At 43.6% G+C, this 18,027-nt stretch carries 13 protein-coding genes and 2 tRNA genes; 11 read left to right on the top strand and 4 right to left on the bottom strand.

What is annotated here, in order from left to right; genetic code table 11:
- Window positions 1–44 precede the first annotated feature (44 nt).
- From recG to BIY37_RS11145, 4 genes are all read right to left on the bottom strand, one after another.
- Entirely contained in the window at window positions 45–2,141 is a 2,097-nt protein-coding gene (gene recG, locus BIY37_RS11160; protein WP_070067927.1) for an ATP-dependent DNA helicase RecG, read from the bottom strand.
- 126 nt (window positions 2,142–2,267) lie between these two features.
- Window positions 2,268–2,360 (bottom strand) — tRNA-Ser (locus BIY37_RS11155).
- A 453-nt stretch (window positions 2,361–2,813) separates the two neighbouring features.
- Window positions 2,814–2,903, bottom strand: a tRNA-Ser gene (locus tag BIY37_RS11150).
- Window positions 2,904–2,931: 28 nt separating this feature from the next.
- Window positions 2,932–3,330: a bifunctional nuclease family protein gene (locus BIY37_RS11145; RefSeq protein WP_230402521.1), complete on the bottom strand. Its 399-nt coding sequence runs from the start codon at window positions 3,328–3,330 to the stop codon at window positions 2,932–2,934.
- Between the two features lie 329 nt (window positions 3,331–3,659).
- Here BIY37_RS11145 and BIY37_RS11140 point away from each other — a divergent pair, with 329 nt between their 5' ends.
- The 11 genes from BIY37_RS11140 (at window position 3,660) to BIY37_RS11085 (ending at window position 17,353) form a co-directional block, all read left to right on the top strand.
- Window positions 3,660–4,376: a CPBP family glutamic-type intramembrane protease gene (locus BIY37_RS11140; RefSeq protein ID WP_070067925.1), complete on the top strand. Its 717-nt coding sequence runs from the start codon at window positions 3,660–3,662 to the stop codon at window positions 4,374–4,376.
- Between the two features lies 1 nt (window position 4,377).
- A complete protein-coding gene (locus tag BIY37_RS11135; protein ID WP_070067924.1) occupies window positions 4,378–5,013 on the top strand; it encodes a UbiX family flavin prenyltransferase in 636 nt (211 codons plus the stop codon).
- 184 nt (window positions 5,014–5,197) lie between these two features.
- Window positions 5,198–6,283 (top strand): signal peptide peptidase SppA, encoded by a 1,086-nt coding sequence (gene sppA, locus BIY37_RS11130; RefSeq protein ID WP_070067923.1) that lies wholly within the window; start codon window positions 5,198–5,200, stop codon window positions 6,281–6,283.
- A gap of 207 nt (window positions 6,284–6,490) precedes the next feature.
- On the top strand, window positions 6,491–7,936 hold the full coding sequence (gene gltX, locus BIY37_RS11125) for a glutamate--tRNA ligase (protein ID WP_070067922.1): 1,446 nt from the start codon (window positions 6,491–6,493) through the stop codon (window positions 7,934–7,936).
- A 182-nt stretch (window positions 7,937–8,118) separates the two neighbouring features.
- The gene (gene cysS, locus BIY37_RS11120) at window positions 8,119–9,612 is read left to right on the top strand and encodes a cysteine--tRNA ligase (RefSeq protein WP_070067921.1); all 1,494 of its coding nucleotides are present in this window, start codon (window positions 8,119–8,121) and stop codon (window positions 9,610–9,612) included.
- A gap of 6 nt (window positions 9,613–9,618) precedes the next feature.
- Entirely contained in the window at window positions 9,619–10,272 is a 654-nt protein-coding gene (locus tag BIY37_RS11115) for an HD domain-containing protein (protein ID WP_070067920.1), read from the top strand.
- Between the two features lie 264 nt (window positions 10,273–10,536).
- Complete coding sequence (locus tag BIY37_RS11110; RefSeq protein ID WP_070067919.1) at window positions 10,537–12,165, top strand: multiheme c-type cytochrome; 1,629 nt, start codon at window positions 10,537–10,539, stop codon at window positions 12,163–12,165.
- A gap of 228 nt (window positions 12,166–12,393) precedes the next feature.
- Window positions 12,394–13,104 carry a dethiobiotin synthase gene (bioD, locus tag BIY37_RS11105; protein ID WP_070067918.1) on the top strand — a complete coding sequence of 237 codons (711 nt, stop codon included), beginning with the start codon at window positions 12,394–12,396 and terminating at the stop codon, window positions 13,102–13,104.
- 271 nt (window positions 13,105–13,375) lie between these two features.
- Window positions 13,376–14,707 carry a phosphomethylpyrimidine synthase ThiC gene (thiC, locus tag BIY37_RS11100; RefSeq protein WP_070067917.1) on the top strand — a complete coding sequence of 444 codons (1,332 nt, stop codon included), beginning with the start codon at window positions 13,376–13,378 and terminating at the stop codon, window positions 14,705–14,707.
- 454 nt (window positions 14,708–15,161) lie between these two features.
- Complete coding sequence (locus BIY37_RS13230; RefSeq protein ID WP_143299260.1) at window positions 15,162–15,479, top strand: hypothetical protein; 318 nt, start codon at window positions 15,162–15,164, stop codon at window positions 15,477–15,479.
- Window positions 15,480–16,279: 800 nt separating this feature from the next.
- The gene (locus BIY37_RS11085; RefSeq protein ID WP_070067914.1) at window positions 16,280–17,353 is read left to right on the top strand and encodes an SLC13 family permease; all 1,074 of its coding nucleotides are present in this window, start codon (window positions 16,280–16,282) and stop codon (window positions 17,351–17,353) included.
- Window positions 17,354–18,027 lie beyond the last annotated feature (674 nt).

Below are 18,027 nucleotides of genomic sequence, written 5' to 3'. Positions count from 1 at the left end.
ATGTGTTATCAGTTTCTGCTTCGGGGAACTATTATGTGGGCTTTTCATATGTTAATAAGTTCTAGCCGGTCTTTAAAAGTTTCCAAAATCTTTTGTTTCATCTTGTCGTGGGTGTTCATGATAAGTTGCGGATCCTGGGAAACAAGTTCAAATGCGTCATCCCTGGCTTTTTTGAGTATAGGAAAATCCTTTATGAGGTCGCTTATTCTGAGCTCGGGCAAACCATGCTGGCGTGTACCAAAGAATTCACCAGGACCCCGCAATCGGAAATCCATCTCGGCGATTTTAAACCCGTCACAGGTCCTCGTCATAGTCCTGATCCGCTCACCCGATACAGAGCTATTGGGATTCCCAAACAGCAGACAATACGACTGCTCACTTCCCCTGCCTATGCGTCCACGCAATTGATGAAGCTGGGATAAGCCAAACCGTTCTGCGTGTACGATCGCCATTATCGAGGCATTGGGAATGTCGATCCCCACCTCGATGATTACGGTAGATACCAGGATGTCGTATCTCTTTTCCTTAAAATCCATCATAATCTTGTCCTTTTCAGCCGATTTCATCTGGCCGTGAAGTAAGCCCACCCTGAGGGTTGGGAACACTTCCAGCTGCAACCTTTTTGACTCTGCAACTGCCGATTTCAGGTCAAATTTTTCTGATTCTTCAACAAGAGGATAGACGATAAAAACCTGTCTGCCCTTTGTAATTTCCGCATACATAAAACGATAGGCATTCATTTCCTTATCTGCGGGTACCCAAAGGGTCTTAACGGGGGGACGTCCGGGCGGCATTTCATCCAGTATTGAAATGTCCAGATCGCCAAACAAAGTAAGAGATAGGGTGCGGGGAATCGGGGTTGCAGTCATGATCAGCATATCAGGGCAAGTCCCCTTCTTTTTCAACTTCAGGCGTTGCACTACACCAAATTTATGCTGCTCGTCTATTACCACAAGGCCGAGCTGTTTGAACTGAACGGTATCCTCAATAAGGGCATGCGTCCCCACAACCAAATCGACCTGGCCGGATTGGATTTGATCCAGAATATCCTTTTTTTGTCTGGAACGGATATCGCCCGTCAATAACCGCATCCTGACATACGAATGTTCCAGATATTTCTGAATAGTTTGGAAATGTTGCTTGGCCAGTATTTCTGTTGGCCCCATAAAAGCAGCTTGATAACCGTTGGCAATGGCGGCAAGGATGGCATACATTGCCACAACGGTCTTTCCGGAACCGACGTCACCTTGCAACAGTCGGTTCATAGGCTTGCTGCTTCGCATATCCTCCGTAATTTCATAAATTACCCGTTCCTGCGCCTTTGTCAGGGTAAACGGGATGAGGTTCCGGATATGGGCGTCGACGTTTGCCCCGATCTTGAACGAAAGTCCAGTTTCTTCTTTAATGCCACGACGTCTCAGCGCCATGGCTAATTCAAGGGTAAACAATTCTTCATAGACAAGTCTGGATCTGGCGTTTTTTAAATGTTCAAATGTTTCCGGAAAATGGATATCTCTTATTGCCTCATTTATAGAGACGAATCGATTTTTTCTTATAATCTCTTCTGGAAGCGCCTCCTCGATATAACCAGAAAACTGAAACACCGCCAGTTTCATGATCTTGCGGAAATGGGTCTGACTCATACGCTCGGTAAGCGGATAAACAGGAACAACGCCCCCTTCCTTCGCAGGAAATTCGTCCTCCTGGATAATATCATATTCCGGGCTTAACAGCTGCAGGTATTTGTATGCACCTACCTTGCCATGCAGAATAACCGTATTATCGACACGGAATTTATTCGCTAAAAACGGCTGATTAAACCAGGTCGCCGCAATCGTGCCTGTTCCATCACCGACAAAGACTTCCAGGATATTCTTTCTGTTTCTTGCCATTCTTGTTTGAACGCCAAGTATCTTCCCCTGGATGGTAATTTCTGCTCCTACTGCAGCCTCTGAAATTTTTTGTATGCGGGTATGGTCTTTGTAATCCCTTGGGAAGTGGAAAAGCATGTCTCGTATCGTGTGGATTCCCAACTTTCCAAAGATATCACTCCGTTTTGGTCCAACACCTTTCAGGTATTGGACGGATTGCTGTAAAGGGGATTGTAAGGTTGTCTTTGCTATCGGTTGGGTATCAACCATGGGAAGATATTAAATGTCTGAGCCGGTAGATCGGAATGCGAGGAGATGGCGATCAGCGCTGCTATAGTCAGCAAAAATGCTGAAATATTTTTATAACATTATTTTGTTAAAAAATATTTTCAATCATGGCGGAGAGGCCGGGATTCGAACCCGGGGTAGAGATTTTGTCTCTACAACGGTTTAGCAAACCGTCGCTTTCAGCCGCTCAGCCACCTCTCCGGTATAATATCATTTTGTAAAAACTCCTTTTCCCCATTTGCCGCTTTTATGAAGAGAAGTTTTCAGGAAAAGCATGTTTTTAGAAAAAATTTTCAAAAATCCCTCAGGCCTCCTTCCTTAACGGAGATTCAAGGGGATTGGTTCCTCTCGTTAGAGCACTTGGTTACGGTTATGCAGTGCTCTATAATTTTGTATAACGTTTCATAAAATCTATACACAAGCAAATGTCATTGAGAGGAGTGAAGCGACGAAGTAATCTGTTGTTCAAAAAAACTTAAGACTGCTTCACGGTTGCTCGCAATGACAATAGCATAACCTACGTAAACATTTTTATGAAATGCTACACTATTCCAGATTATTTTCAATAAAATAACCACGGATACCTTTCCTCATATACTCAAGATATTCGTGGTTTATTCCTGAAAGAAAAGCTCCAATCCTTTTTGTTGTACTTGGCGGAGGGAGTAGGATTCGAACCCACGGGAGGCTTTCGCCTCCAGCAGTTTTCAAGACTGCCGCCATAGTCCACTCGGCCATCCCTCCTCGCATCCATGAACCTGTCAGGAACAGGCTAAAACTCACCTTCTGATTTGCAAACTTCCTCCAAGACCTTTGTGGCCACAAAGATCGGCGTATTCTTTTGCATAGCCACCGCTATAGCATCACTGGGTCTGGAATCAATCTCCACCATTAATTCATTTTGCTGCAATACAATCTTTGCATAAAAGGTATTATTCTTCAGGTCGTTGATAATGATTTTTCGTACTCCTGCATTCAAGCCTTCGATAATGCTTCCTATCAGGTCGTGTGTCAAAGGACGTGGAGTGGTAACCCCTTTCACTGCCCGATCAATTGCCCACGCCTCATGGAGACCGATAACGATAGGGAAACTTCGTTGCCCTTCCCTTTCCTTCAAAACAATAATCTGGTGATCGCTGGTCTCCGTAATGATGATCTTTGAAAGTTCCATAGGAACCATACTGCATCCCTTTCTTTAGATCGACAATTTTACACACACAAACCGGCTATCAAATTGTCTCGTACCGTACAAATTAGCTAAAATTGTAGCACATCGACCTTTTTTGTCAAATAATTTTTCACTTTTAACGGTGCAGGCCCACTGCAAGACTGACAATAATGGTCACAGACCTCTGAAACTTTATTGACACCCCCAGCCTTGATTGATATACTAACTTCCCGTCCACAATAGCCTCTAGATATTTTCTATGAAAAAAAGTTATGGCTCATCGTCTCTGACTTTTTATAATAAAACGGTTTATATAAACTGACCTGATCTACATGGAATCGTATTACCATCGTTCAAAAAATATTGCCAATAGTTATTTGTTTATCCTGCCTTTACTGGTCTTATATGAGACGGGAATCGCATTACAAGGATCAGGTATTAAAAATGCTTCGGGTGTCTTTATTGAAAAAATTTTTACTCTATTTGGCAAAAATGGTTCTTTAATATTTAATTTTTTGGTTATTGTTTTCTTTCTAATATCAGCAATTTATGTAGAAAAAAAACATAAACTGGATCTTCTGACATTCATCTTTATGTTTTTAGAAAGTGTGGTGTATGCCCTTTTCATCGGCAATGTCATTGGGTATGTTGTGTATAAGCTATTATTTCCTTGTGCACTCGCAAGACCTTTTTCCGTTAATATGTGGCTGGGAATTATTCTTTCAATCGGAGCTGGGGTATATGAAGAAATTGTATTCCGGCTTTTGCTTATCAAATTATTATGCTTTGTCTTTGCAACCCTCTTGAAAATCTCCAAACCCATGAGCGCAACAATAAGTGTCATGACAGGCGCTCTGCTTTTTGCTGCTATGCATTATGTGGGGAGTTTGGGTGATGTTTTGACAGATACGAATTTTACTTTCAGGGCATTGTCTGGAGTAGTTTTGGCCACGATATTCCTGTCTCGGGGACTGGGTGTTGCCGTTTATACCCATGCTATTTACGATGTGCTTTCCGTATTAAAGCCGTTTCATGTTTCAGGAGGGTAGTGTGGAAAATATTATTATTGGTATTACCGGGGCCAGTGGCGCTCTCTATGCACAACGTCTGTTACAGATCCTCAGCAAGCTGGAATACCACGTCCATTTGGCAATATCGGATGCGGCTGCTCTGGTTATCAAGCATGAACTAGGAGTTGATTTCAATGGTATCTATCCGAATTCTGCACTATTTTCCGAGTGTTTTATGGATAATATTACTTGCTACAACAACTCGGACATGGGCGCGACTATCGCCAGCGGTTGCTACCCAGTCAAGTCAATGATCATCATTCCCTGCAGTATGAATACCTTGTGTTCAATTGCCCATGGCATTTCAAACAATCTTATCCAGCGCGCGGCAGGCATTACCATAAAAGAGGGACGAAAACTGATAGTTGTACCCCGTGAAACACCTCTGTCCCCCATTCATCTGGAGGCCATGCTGAAATTATCATCCGCCGGGGCATGTATCTTGCCAGCAATGCCGGGATTCTATCATCATCCAAAGACGATAGAGGATCAGGTGAATTTTGTTGTGGCTAAAATATTGGATGTGTTGTGTATACCTCACACCCTCATACCTGAATGGCATGGCGAAGCATATATTCAGGAAGAAAGATGTATGAATCCGTTATATTCGCAATAGTCCTTATCTGATTTATTATGCAAGATGCAATGGAAATTGTCCAATTTTTATAAATTTATCGAAGATCCGTATTCCACGAAAGACAGTCAGCGAGCTTTGTCAAAATCTTTGTCAAATTCTCTGAAGGATTTAGAAACTTTCCCATGTCTTCCGAAAAACAAAGAAAAACAGATAGAGGGGGTTTATGACTGATATTCAACATAACAATGTACCGCCGGGAGCAGGGTGGCAAACGGTATATATAAAAAAGAGCAGAGGTGCGGGTTTTTGGATTGCTGTTGGTTTTGCCTCGTTCTTCTTCTTATGTGCTCTACTGTTCTTTGTCCTTTTTATCGGCTCTCTTGTGCTCAATAAGTCATTCGTTACGAGCGCCGCGGTGAAAGCCGGAAAACACGTTGATGAAACCATTCTCGAAGAAAACGGCGAAAATAAGGTTGCCATCATCTCCATTAAGGGCATATTGAGTAATGAATCGGCAGAAGGTTTCTTTCTGGAAAAACCCAGCATTGTTGATGTTGTAAAACAACAACTCGAGTATGCCGCAGATGATAACCAGGTAAAGGCTGTGCTGCTTGAAATAGATAGCCCGGGCGGTGGTATCACAGCAAGTGATATTATCTACCATCAGATTACAAAATTTAAAGCCGGGACGCAGAAGAAGGTTGTTGTCTATATGCAGGATGTTGCTGCTTCCGGCGGATATTACATCTCCACCGCAGCTGATGCCATTGTCGCGCATCCTACAACAATTACCGGAAGTATCGGGGTAATTATGCCACTAATTAATGTAGCGGAACTGATCAACCGGTATGGCATCAAGGATAATTCCATTGCCTCCGGTAATCTCAAAGAGATTGGTTCTCCGCTGAAACAGATGACGGCAGATGAAGCAGACGTGTTAAAAGACATCATCAATGAAATGTACCTGCAATTCGTACAGGTGGTTTCCACAGGAAGGAATCTTGATATTGAAGCGGTAAAAAAGATTGCGGACGGGAGAATCTATACCGGAAGGCAAGCGCTCGAAAAGGGGTTGATTGATCAGTTAGGTTACCCGGAAGATGCTATCGCTATAACAAAAAAAATGGCGGGACTTACGGAAGCAACGGTTGTGCGATATGAAAAACACTACGGGCTGGCGGATCTTTTTGGCTTAATGTCTAAAAAGTTGTTTCAGCAGAATACCATCAAGCTGGATATTTCTCATCTGCAAGACCGTGACGGTACCAAACCTATGTATCTTTGGAATGGCTATTCCGGGAATGAATAAGATGCGTAGCGCGTGTGGTTTATCGTTCGACGGAGCTTTTGACGAAATCCCTTGTGGTTAAACTGTAAGGGGAACTTCGCCGTAAGCTTCGTTGAACGATCGGTGGTGGCTTTTTTATAAAATTCAATTATTATAAAAAAATAACATCGTTGGGTTCTTATCTTTTAAAACCCAACCTAATTAAATCTCGTCTTATTAAATACTAAAATGGTTCGAGTTCGTTTTGCACCTTCACCTACTGGTCTCTTACATATCGGAAATGCACGCATGGCCGTTTACAACTGGCTATTCGCAAGACGGCATAACGGCATCTTTATCCTGAGGATCGAAGATACCGACATTGCACGTTCTGAAAAAAAACACATGGTTCAACTCATGGATGACCTCCATTGGTTAGGTCTGGCATGGCAGGAAGGCCCGGATGCGGGCGGTCAATACGGTCCGTATGTACAGTCAGAGCGGTTGCAGATCTATCACGATATCTGCCAGAAATTCTTAAAAGAAGGGCTTGCATACCGCTGCTATTGTACCCTGGAGGAATTGGAAGAACGCAGGCAGATTGCAAAACTAACAGGAAAGCCTCCACGATATGACAATCGCTGCCGTAACCTGACAGACAAGCAAATAAAGGCTTTTGAGACATCTGGACTGAATTTTGTCATCCGTTTTAAAGTTCCGGAGGAATTGCTTGTCTTTGAAGATTTAATTCGGGGGGTATGTCAATTTGACTTGAGTTTGTTTGGTGATTTTGTGATTATGCGCTCTGATGGAACACCTTCGTTTCACTTTGCCGTTGCTGTAGATGACACCATGATGAAGATTACCCACGTCATCCGCGGAGAGGATCATTTGTCAAATACTCCATGTCACATAGTGCTTTTTCATGCATTGGGTCAAAAACCACCACAATTCGCCCATCTTTCGCTTACTATGGGTGCAGACCGGACACTCCTGAGCAAACGGCATGGGGCATTTTCTCTTTCTGAATACCGTAAATTGGGTTATTTGCCAGAGGCGATCCTTAACTACATGATGCTCCTCGGGTGGGCGCCAAGGGATAAAAAAGAAAAATTTAGGGCCGACGATATTGTCGATACGTTTGAAATCGGTACAATGAGTAAGGCTCCATCGGTATTTGATCAACAAAAATTAGATTGGCTAAGCGGGCAATACCTCAGGGAAGCTGAAATAGAAAGGCTTGTCGATTTAGCGATACCTTATCTGCAAGCCGCCGGCTTCATTTCCGCAGATGAATACGCAATCGACAGGACGAAGCTGAAGTTGATCGTAGATGCTGTGCGAAACAACATATCCTGTATGTCTCAAATTGCCCAGGAAACAAATATCTTTTTCAGGGATGTTGTTGTCAGTGAGAAACATATCGAGTTTCTGACGTCAGAGATAACACAATCGGTACTCTTGTCTTTTTACAACGAACTCTGCAAAACACACGTTCTTTCTTCTGAAATTTTCAAAAATATTCTAAAGGCTGTTCAAGAGGAAACAAAGGTAAATGGCAAGGGACTTTATCTGCCTATCCGGGTCGCCTTAACCGGAAGAGAACATGGACTGGAAATGTATAATATTGCCCTGATTTTGGGCATTGATACGTGCAAAAAGAGGATCGAACGATTCCTTCTGATAAGAAAGTAATTGTTCGATGTTGGTGAAAACATGAATAAAATTAACCTTGGACCGGGTTGACTCATCAATTTCGTACTTCAGATTTTGTCTTTTACGACCCGTTTCGGGTCAGTGTATGAAAATGTGTATTTTCTTACCAGTACTCTAGAGGAACCATTATAACGCAGATTTAATATCTTAAGAATATAAACATGACGCTAAAATTTTATAACTCTCTAACAAAAAAAAAGGAAATCTTTACCCCTTTGCATGAAGGTCTTGTGACCATGTATGTTTGTGGTCCTACCGTTTACGACCATCCTCACATCGGGCATGCAAAGAGCTATGTGAGTTTTGATGTTATCGTCCGTTATCTTCGATATATGGGTTATAAAGTTCGTTACGTACAGAATATCACCGACGTCGGACATCTGACTGACAATGCTGACACCGGTGAGGATAAGATACTAAAACGCGCCCAGAGAGAACGACTCGAGCCGGCAGAACTTGTCGAAATTTATACCCGGAGTTACTTCGAGGACATGGATGCGCTGAACAATGTGAGACCCAACATCTCACCACGGGCAACGGCGCATATTCCGGAACAAATTGAACTCGTGGAAAAGTTGATTGCAAAAGGGTTTGCCTATGTATCCAACGGTTCCGTCTATTTTAACGTTAATGCCTTTAAGGAATATGGAAAGCTTTCTGGAAGAAAGCAGGAGGAACTTGAGGCAGGCGCCCGGATAGAAATTAACCCCGAGAAAAAAAATCCTTCCGATTTCGCACTTTGGAAGAAGGCAGAGCCTGGCCACATCATGCGATGGAAGAGTCCCTGGGGAGAAGGCTTTCCCGGCTGGCATCTTGAATGTTCCGCCATGTCGATGAAATATCTCGGACAGACCCTGGATATTCATGGTGGCGGACTGGAAAACATCTTCCCGCATCACGAGTGCGAAATTGCACAGAGCGAGGCAGCGAATGAATTGCCCTTTGTGCGATACTGGATTCACAATAATATGGTTACCGTAAATGGTCAAAAAATGGGGAAATCTCTCGGGAATTTTATTACTCTCAAGGATGCCTTTAAAAAATACAACCCCTTAACGGTCCGGTTCTTTATCCTCAATACCCATTACCGCAGCCCATTGGATTTTAGTAATGAGGCTCTGGATGCGGCGGACAAAGGCCTCAAACGCCTGCTCAATACCATGGAAAATCTGTGGGAGCGGATCAGCTCCGCAAAGAACGGTTCACCGACTGGTGTTTTCTCAGAAAAGTTGGAACACTGCAGGAAGGCATTCATCGAGGCAATGGATGAAGATATCAACACCTCCAGCGCAATTGCCGTCCTTTTTGACTTTTCAAAAGAGGTCAATACCTTGCTTAACTCAGGCCAGGAGGTCAGTAAGAAATGCCTGGAGGACATTGATACCCTGTATCAGCAACTCGGCGGTGATATTCTGGGAATTATCCCGAAACGCAGTGATAAGGAGACAAAAGCACAAACTGCAACCCTTTCCTTTGGTTGGCAAGCTGAAGATAAAACGACGGAAGATGTCATGAATGTCCTTATCGACACCCGCAATGAATTGCGGAAGGCGAAGCAGTGGCAATTATCAGATTTTATCCGTAATAAACTCTCAGAAATCGGTATTGCACTGGATGATAAACCAGACGGTACCACATGGAAAAAGGCAAAATAAGCAGCTATGATTACATTAGAACAGGTTAAGAGCCATCCGGACGTTCAAGTATATATAAAAAAAGCAAATGATTTTTTAGGGGTAATCGGCTATACGGAACATGGAGAACGCCATGGAAATTATGTAGCAAAAAACGCGAGGAAAATCCTTCAGGAACTTGGTTATGATGAAAATGCTTGTGAACTCGCAGCCATCTCCGGGTATGTTCATGATATAGGAAATGTGGTTAGCCGCCACTCGCATCCGGAACACAGCGCTTTCCTGTCTGCTCTGTTCTTAAAAGAACTCAACATGCCCGTGGAAGACCGTGTTCTCGTGATGAGCGCAGTAGGAAACCATGATGAAGGTACCTGTGATATCGTAAGCCCCGTATCTGCAGCGCTCATTATTGCAGACAAATCGGATGTCCACCGTTCGAGAGTAAGAAGTACAAAGGAGATTACCTTTGATATCCACGACCGGGTCAATTACGCCGTAACAAAATCCGAGCTGCATATAGACGTGCCGAAAAAGGCAATTACCCTCAATCTCGATATTGACAAGGACATCTCGGATCTGGTGGAATATTTCGAAATATTTACGGCTCGCATGGTTGCCTGCCGGCGCGCCGCAAAACTTCTGGGGTGTACATTTGACGTAAAGGTAAATGGCTCGCCGTGATGTCTTGCGGTGTCATTTCGGACACCCTTCTCTTGTAACAAGTATTTCCACAACCCTCTTTTCCTCCTTCACTAAGGAGAAGAGGGTTGCGGCTTTGTTGCGTTATGAGAATTGAAAAAAAGGGAAACTTCATCATTATGAAATCTTTCAAAATCTTCCTTGCCTCATCCTCTGAATTAAAAGAAGACAGAGATGCGTTTAGAATATTTCTCAGCGTCGAAAATGACCGCTTGCATAAAAAAGAGTAACCCGGGAGAGACAGATATGATTCAACCACAGAATACGATACGAAGTGTCTGTTTGTTTGCGATGCTAGGTATGTTGGTTATGGTTACCGGTTGTGCGGAACAGAAGGGATTTCGGCAGAAGAACGCAGCGCTTTCGAAGCAACGGAAAAAAAAGGAAGAACTGCCCCCGGTAATCACCGTCGAAAATAAGCAGTGTGTCAGTTGCCACCGGAACTACGCTCCTGCCCTCGTTCTGGAGTGGGAACGGTCGCGGCATGCACAGCACGGTGTCGGTTGTGTGAATTGCCACAAGGCTAATCCGGGAGAGGTTGATGCCTGGCAGCACGAAGACGTTTTGATAGCCACCCTGGTCACTCCAAAGGACTGCGCACGTTGCCATCAGCGGGAGTACGAAGGGTTTTCAAAAAGCCGTCACGCAAAGGCGGGTGAAATTCTGGCAAGCCTGGATAACGTGCTGGCGGAAAAGGTGGCCGGTCTCCCGAATAATTTTGCGGATGCCACAAACGGCTGCTGGCAGTGCCATGGCAGCATGATTAAATTTAAACGGGATACTCAGGGAAAGATAATGAAAAACGGTATGGACGGAAAACCCGTCCTGGACCCTGACACATGGCCAAATAGCGGCATGGGTCGTCTCAATCCCGATGGGTCAAAAGGGTCCTGTCACGCCTGCCATTCCCGCCATGCCTTTGAGTCAAAACTTTCCCGCTCACCGGAAAATTGCGGTAAATGTCACATGGGCCCTGATCATCCGCACATTGAGGTGTATAACGAATCAAAGCACGGCATTGCGTTTTATGCGAACCGGGATCACATGGCGCTTGATAAAGAAGGCGACTGGATTCTTGGAAGGGATTACTCTGCGGCTCCTACGTGTATTACCTGCCACGTTGGTGGTTATATGACTTTCAATGGTGTGTACATAGGAAACAACCATGAGACAGGGAATCGAATTAGCTGGACACTTCGCCCCGTGGTGAGCACAAAGATCAACTTGATAATTTATGAGGATGGATATAAGGAAGATTACCCGGAAAAGAAGCTGCTTCCAAAGGTTGGCGATGAAGTCCAGACCATTGAGAAGGTATACAAAGATGAAAAACTGGTGAATACGACGGTACCGAGACGTGTGATAAAAATTGTAACATGGCAAGAACGCAGGGAAGAGATGAAAGGCGCTTGCAGAAACTGCCATAACGACGCCTATATCGATAATTTTTACAAGCAATTTGATGATTTAGTGTTGCTCTATAATGAAAAATTTGCCGGACCTGCTCAATCTTTCATGAATGAATTAATCACTGATGGGGTGCTGAATCCGCAAGCTCCCTTTGAACATGAGGTGCAATGGATATTCTGGGAACTGTGGCACCATGAGGGACGCCGGGCGCGGCATGGTGCAAGCATGATGGGTCCTGACTTTACCCACTGGCAGGGGATGTATAAGGTAGCAAAGCATTTCTATCTGAAATTTTTACCCGCCGTAATCAAGGCGGCGGCACAGAAAAGTCCGGAGATGCAGTTAAAATATGAAAACAAAATTGAAGCGCTGCTTGCGCAAGAGGAGCACCGATGGATGAAGGGCCTTTCTCCCGAAGAAGCACAGGCATTGAGAGAAATGTACCATGAACGTTACGATCAATAACGGCAAACATCTCAGAAGAATGGCATAGGCGCTTAGCGCCTAAACATAGACAATTTATTGCCGATAAAATCAAGAATCTTCCAAAGACAATTTTGACATTCTTAAGCAAAGATATGAGTAAAATTAACTCTGTCAGGGTTTGAAACCCTGACAGAGTTGAAATACGAATTTCGTGATTTGTATTTTATCTTTTCCAGTGTGTGTGGGCTATGAGAAGGAGAAAGCGTTATGGGAAAAGGATATTTTATTACCGGTACGGATACGCAGGTAGGGAAGACCATGGTTGCCGGCGGTTTGGCAGCTCTTTACAGAAACAAGGGGCTTGACGTTGGGGTTATGAAACCAATCGCTACAGGCTGTAAACGGGTAAATAACACCCTTATATCCGATGACGCCATCTTTTTAAAAAATTCTGCGGAAGTAGATGACGAATATGAACTCATCAACCCCGTCAGTCTTGAACAACCCCTCGCTCCAACGATAGCAGCGCGGCTGAGTGATACAAAGATAGACTTGGAAAAAATACGCATGGCCTATGACTCTCTATGTGAAAGGCATGAGTATCTTATTATCGAGGGCATTGGCGGGTTGCTTGTCCCGATTGATGAATACTACTTTGTTGTGGATTTGGCCTATGAGATGGAGTTGCCGGTCATTGTCGTATGCCGGCCTAACCTTGGCACAATAAATCACACCCTATTAACCGTATCGTATGCACGCGAACACGGACTCGCCGTCAAGGGGATTGTTATGAATGAGTCCACGGAAAACGGCAATGACGTCGTCATGAGGACAAATATTGATGAAATAAAGCGGCTTACCGGCCTTCCCCTGTTAGGCGTGATTCCCTTTGATAAAGGACTGGATGTAACCAAATTTAACAAAGAGGTCTTGCTGAAAATTTTTCGTGATAAAGTCGACAAAGACATTATAATATAATTTTCATTTTTTTAAGTTTTTATAGAAAAAGAAATCGATAGCGAACGCAAAAAAAGGCTATCGTAGCGAGCGAAGCGAAGCAATCTGTTGTTTACAAAAGACTCAAGGTTGCTTCGCTTTCACTCGCAGTGACAATAATATATGTAGATATTTTTGAAAAACGCTACACTGGTTGTTTCAACAATTTATAAAAATCGGTCTTTGGAGTTGAGTAAGGTGGATTAAGCGAAGCGAATCTGCCATTTAGTTTATTAATTTGGAGTAAAATTACATGAAAACTCAGTTAGAACTCGCACGTGATGGTATTATAACAGAAGCAATGAAAGAGGCGGCAGCCTACGATGATGTTTCTCCAGAATTTATTTGCGAAGGTATTGCAAAAGGGCAGATCGTTATTTATGGAAACCCAAATAGAAATGCCCGTGTTGTTGGTATTGGAAAGGGGCTTAAAACAAAGGTAAATGCCAGCATTGGCACCTCGCCCGATATTGTTGATATTGATATGGAGGTAAAAAAAGCAAAAACTGCCGAAAAATATGGCGCCGATACCCTGATGGAACTCTCAACGGGTGGAGATTTCACCATGATCAGAAAACGCGTGCTGGACTCCATTTCCCTTACCGTGGGCACCGTACCCCTGTATCAGGCTGCAATCGAAACCAACAAGAAGAAGGGTTCGGTTGTACACATGGAAGCGGATTTCCTTTTTGATGTCATTGAACAACAGGCAGAAGAGGGAATAGGATTTATGGCAATCCACTGTGGAATAAACCTCATAACGTTAGAACGACTCAAAAAGCAAGGGTATCGCTATGGCGGACTTGTAAGCCGTGGAGGCTCTTTTTTAACAGCATGGATGAATCACAACAAAAAAGAGAATCCGCTTTATGAGCAGATCGACCGTCTCATTGGTATTATGAAAAAGCACGATGTCATCCTCAGCCTTGGAAATGGCCTCCGGGCAGGCGCCATCCACGACAGCACCGACCGTGCCCAGATACAGGAACTTATTATCAACTCCGAAATCGCCGAATACGCCCAAAGCAAAGGAGTACAGATCATTGTAGAAGGCCCTGGCCATATACCGATCGATGAAATTGAGGCCAACGTGATTATCCAAAAACGTCTCAGCAACAACGCCCCATTTTATATGCTTGGACCGATTACCACCGATGTGGCGCCAGGATACGATCACATTTCGTCGGCCATCGGCGCCGCCTTGTCATCGTGTTATGGAGCCGATTTCATATGTTACGTGACACCCCCGGAACACCTTGCCCTCCCCGGGCCTGATGACGTCCGCGAAGGTGTCATGGCCGCCCGTATCGCAGCTCATGTTGGTGATATGGTAAAACTAAAAGATAAGGCCAAGAATTTAGACTTGAAGATGGGCATCGCCCGCAGGGACTTGGATTGGAAGACGCAGTACGAAACAGCAATAACAAAAGAACGCGCACAGGAGATTCGCAACAGCCGTCCTCCCATGGATGAGGATACCTGCACTATGTGCGGCAGCCTGTGTTCGCTCAAGGGTGTGATGAAATACTACGAACAGGACCTCGAAAAAAGCCGCAAGAAAAGTGCAGTGCCTGTAGCATTTTAAGACAAACGTTATACTGATATTGTCATGAACTGGCGATACGCCCCCTGACTACTTTTGCTTGGTTTTTATTTTTCATGCAACAGTGCGTTAGTAAGTGTTGAACAAATAGAAAAATAAATATTCCTTCTGACCGCGGGGAGGTCGGGAGGAAGAGAGCACCGTTGATCTGAGAGATGAGGTCACTTTTGCTCCAACTGCGTATCCGCCCGCCACGGGTATAATACGCTGTTGGAGCAACGGATGCTCTGCCGGGCATCAAAAATATTGAAATCATATCCAACAATAAATAATATTCTCCTTGTAGTATTACCATGTAAAATCTTTCTTTTTTTGCAAATTTTTTACACCCCGCTTCGCCCCCTTGACTTCGTCATGATGGTTCGACAGGCTCGCCATGCACGGCGCAACATCCTGAGCCTGCCGAAGGATCGGTCGAACGATAGGGGGGATTTGGTTGTGGCTTTGCTGCGTTATAATTGACCTGATTAAACTAAAATCGGGAATCGATCGTATCCGTCGACTATTCCCCATTAAACGCCTTGATCTTTTTGTTACTGCTAGAAATCCGATTTTTAAAGAAACAGTTGAAAAACAAAGACCATCATTTATGAAAGATGCGATTCGGAAAAATCTTATAGATATTCTTCAAGCAGCAGAAGAAATGCAAAGATTTACCCAAGGTATGAATTTCAGGGAAGATCAAAATGTCGCCATCACACAAAGAACAGATGAGAGGGATTTGAGGTTATCGGGGAAGCCCTTAGCAGGATAAAAAAAGTATGATGATGAGTTTCTTAACAGAATATCCGGATATTACCGCATCATAGACTCTAGAACATATTAATACATGTTAACACATGGTGTGACATCATTGATGAAATGATTGTCTGGAAGGCTGTTGAGAATCTTTTACCTACTTAAATTGGAGAAATACATGAGATATTGAATGCCCGGCAAACCATCTCAGAAAACGACTTCACGATCACGGAGTTTCAGCGTTGGGTGATTTCGCGCAAAATAATTTGATCAGTAAAATTCAACAAGGGTTTAATAGGCGTAAGGTTGGCGAAAGGAAAAAGACAATCTCGTGATGCATAAAATCCGTAAATCGGACGAGCGGGTGAATAAGTTGTTGTCGCTGTATTGAATAAGCGTGGAGCATCTACCGTGCAGTTTGCTGGAAACAGCCGACGGTTTTTTAAAGTTGGTTTGTTGACAAAAACACATTGTATCAGGGTGTATATTGCCCATCCGCAAGCGGGCGATATGTCCCGCTAGGCGTGAACGATGAGACGCACGTGCCTAAAGAAAAGGCTTTATATTTTAATCAAGAGAATGTAGAATCAGCACATTATGGGACGCGGAAATAAGGAAGTTGAAAAGAAATTATTTACCGAATCTGTCAAGTTTGCCACTCCTGAGCAATTGTTCTATGTAACGAATGAAAATCGATACTTCGCCTACTGGCCTAAAGGCTTGGACGGCGAAAAAAGTACATTTCAAAGTAGATAACAGGAGATCACTGATGCCCAATTTGGTTGTTAACCAGCGAAGTCAGACACAGGGAAGAGATTGAAACTACAAGATAAATTGTATGATTTTATCTTAAAGGAATGGCTGCTCATTGCCTCCATTGCTGTGCTGGTAGGTACATCCATATATCTTCATCGCTCGCCGGTCCTTTCGATTGCCGAGTACCAGATTCTTTTTATTCTGGCAGTTCTCTTTATCGTTATAAAAGGGCTTGAACAGAGCGGCCTTATATTACGGCTATCTCAAAGTGTTGAAAGAGGGAAATTCATTCCGTTAAAGCTGATTGTTATCACATTTCTTTTAGCCATGCTTATAACGAATGATGTGGCACTAATTGTTATCGTTCCGCTGACACTAGAGCTCAATATAAATCGCAAAGATATCATAGTCATTCTAGAAGCGTTAGCCGCAAATGCCGGATCCGCACTAACACCCTTTGGCAACCCTCAAAACCTTTTTATCTATTGGTTTTACGGGGTTCATCCTGAAACATTTGTTGCAGCCATCGCGCCATTTTCCCTCGTATTCCTCGTACTCCTCATCCTTGCCTCAATAGCATTAAAGACATCAAATAATCAGGTTCCTCAACCCGTAACCACTATCAGAAGATCGGCATATATCTATGCGGCATTTTTGCTTGGCATTATTTTCGTTGTGCTGCATATCCTCCCCATTCAGGTTGGATTTATCGTTGTCGCCTTCGTTCTTTTCTTTGATCGGGACAGTCTGCAAATCGACTACGCTCTCTTGTTAACTTTTGTAGCTTTTTTTGGTATTGCAGATAATGTGCAATGCTTGTTCGCTGAGAATATCAAACATTCAGGCCATATCTTCATGTTTTCTTCGTTGTTAAGCCAAATCATCAGCAATGTTCCGGCAGCACTTTTATTTGCCAGATTCACTCCGCAGTGGGAAGCCCTGCTTTGGGGCACAAATGTTGGCGGATTCGGGAGCCTGGTAGGGTCGCTGGCGAATCTCATCGCCTACAAACTCTATATCTCACATGAGGATACAAATAATTCAGTCGCATTTACCACAAAGTTTCTGTTGATTGGTTATATGGCATTTGCAATTGGCGTCTTGCTGTATTTGGGGCGTAAGACGGTGTACTAAAGGCTAGCTGGTTGCTATCATAACATCGTGAACTTAATCAGATAAAGGGCAGGCATGGTTAACGGAAGGAGTCCGTAGGACGACTGGAGTTAACCATGCCTGCCCGCTAAAATAATTAAAAATGTGCAACGAAAACAAACTCACACACATTCAACAATAATCCGTTTTGCCCCATGCTAAATAGTTCCTATAAGGTTTGTCGTTTCTTTTTATCTTTCAGTAAGGGATCGATTATATGACCCTTTATAGGAAAAGGAAAAGTCTTGATCGTTTTACCCTCGTGTTTTACCACCCGTTTCTTACGCTGCGTAAAAATGGTTGCAACAATGTACTGTCCCTCAAGCTTTTTCCTGATAAAGTATTGATCGCCGTTAATTTCAACTTTCCCATAAGCATCTACTTTCCTTATAAAGGAGACTTTTCCTTTCGCAACGGGAATATTGAGACAACCTCGTGCATCCAGGTAAGGCTTGAGATTGAACCCTACGGGTATATCGCTTCAAAGACTCCCGCAAAGAGTACTCATAATTTGCATAGCTCTCATAACCACAATCTGCTGCTACTTCTTTCACCTTCTCCTGAGTATTTGCCTCTGTCTTTTCTACCAAAGTAAGTAAGTAAGGGTCACCCATTAGAAGGCTTTTGTCAAGCGAAAAAAATTCTCTCTAGCAAAA

The organism is Candidatus Brocadia sapporoensis, from assembly GCF_001753675.2.
GTDB classification, from domain to species: domain Bacteria; phylum Planctomycetota; class Brocadiia; order Brocadiales; family Brocadiaceae; genus Brocadia; species Brocadia sapporoensis.
The sequence above is the reverse complement of the archived record's forward strand: the minus strand, read 5'-3'. Positions and strand labels throughout refer to the sequence as shown.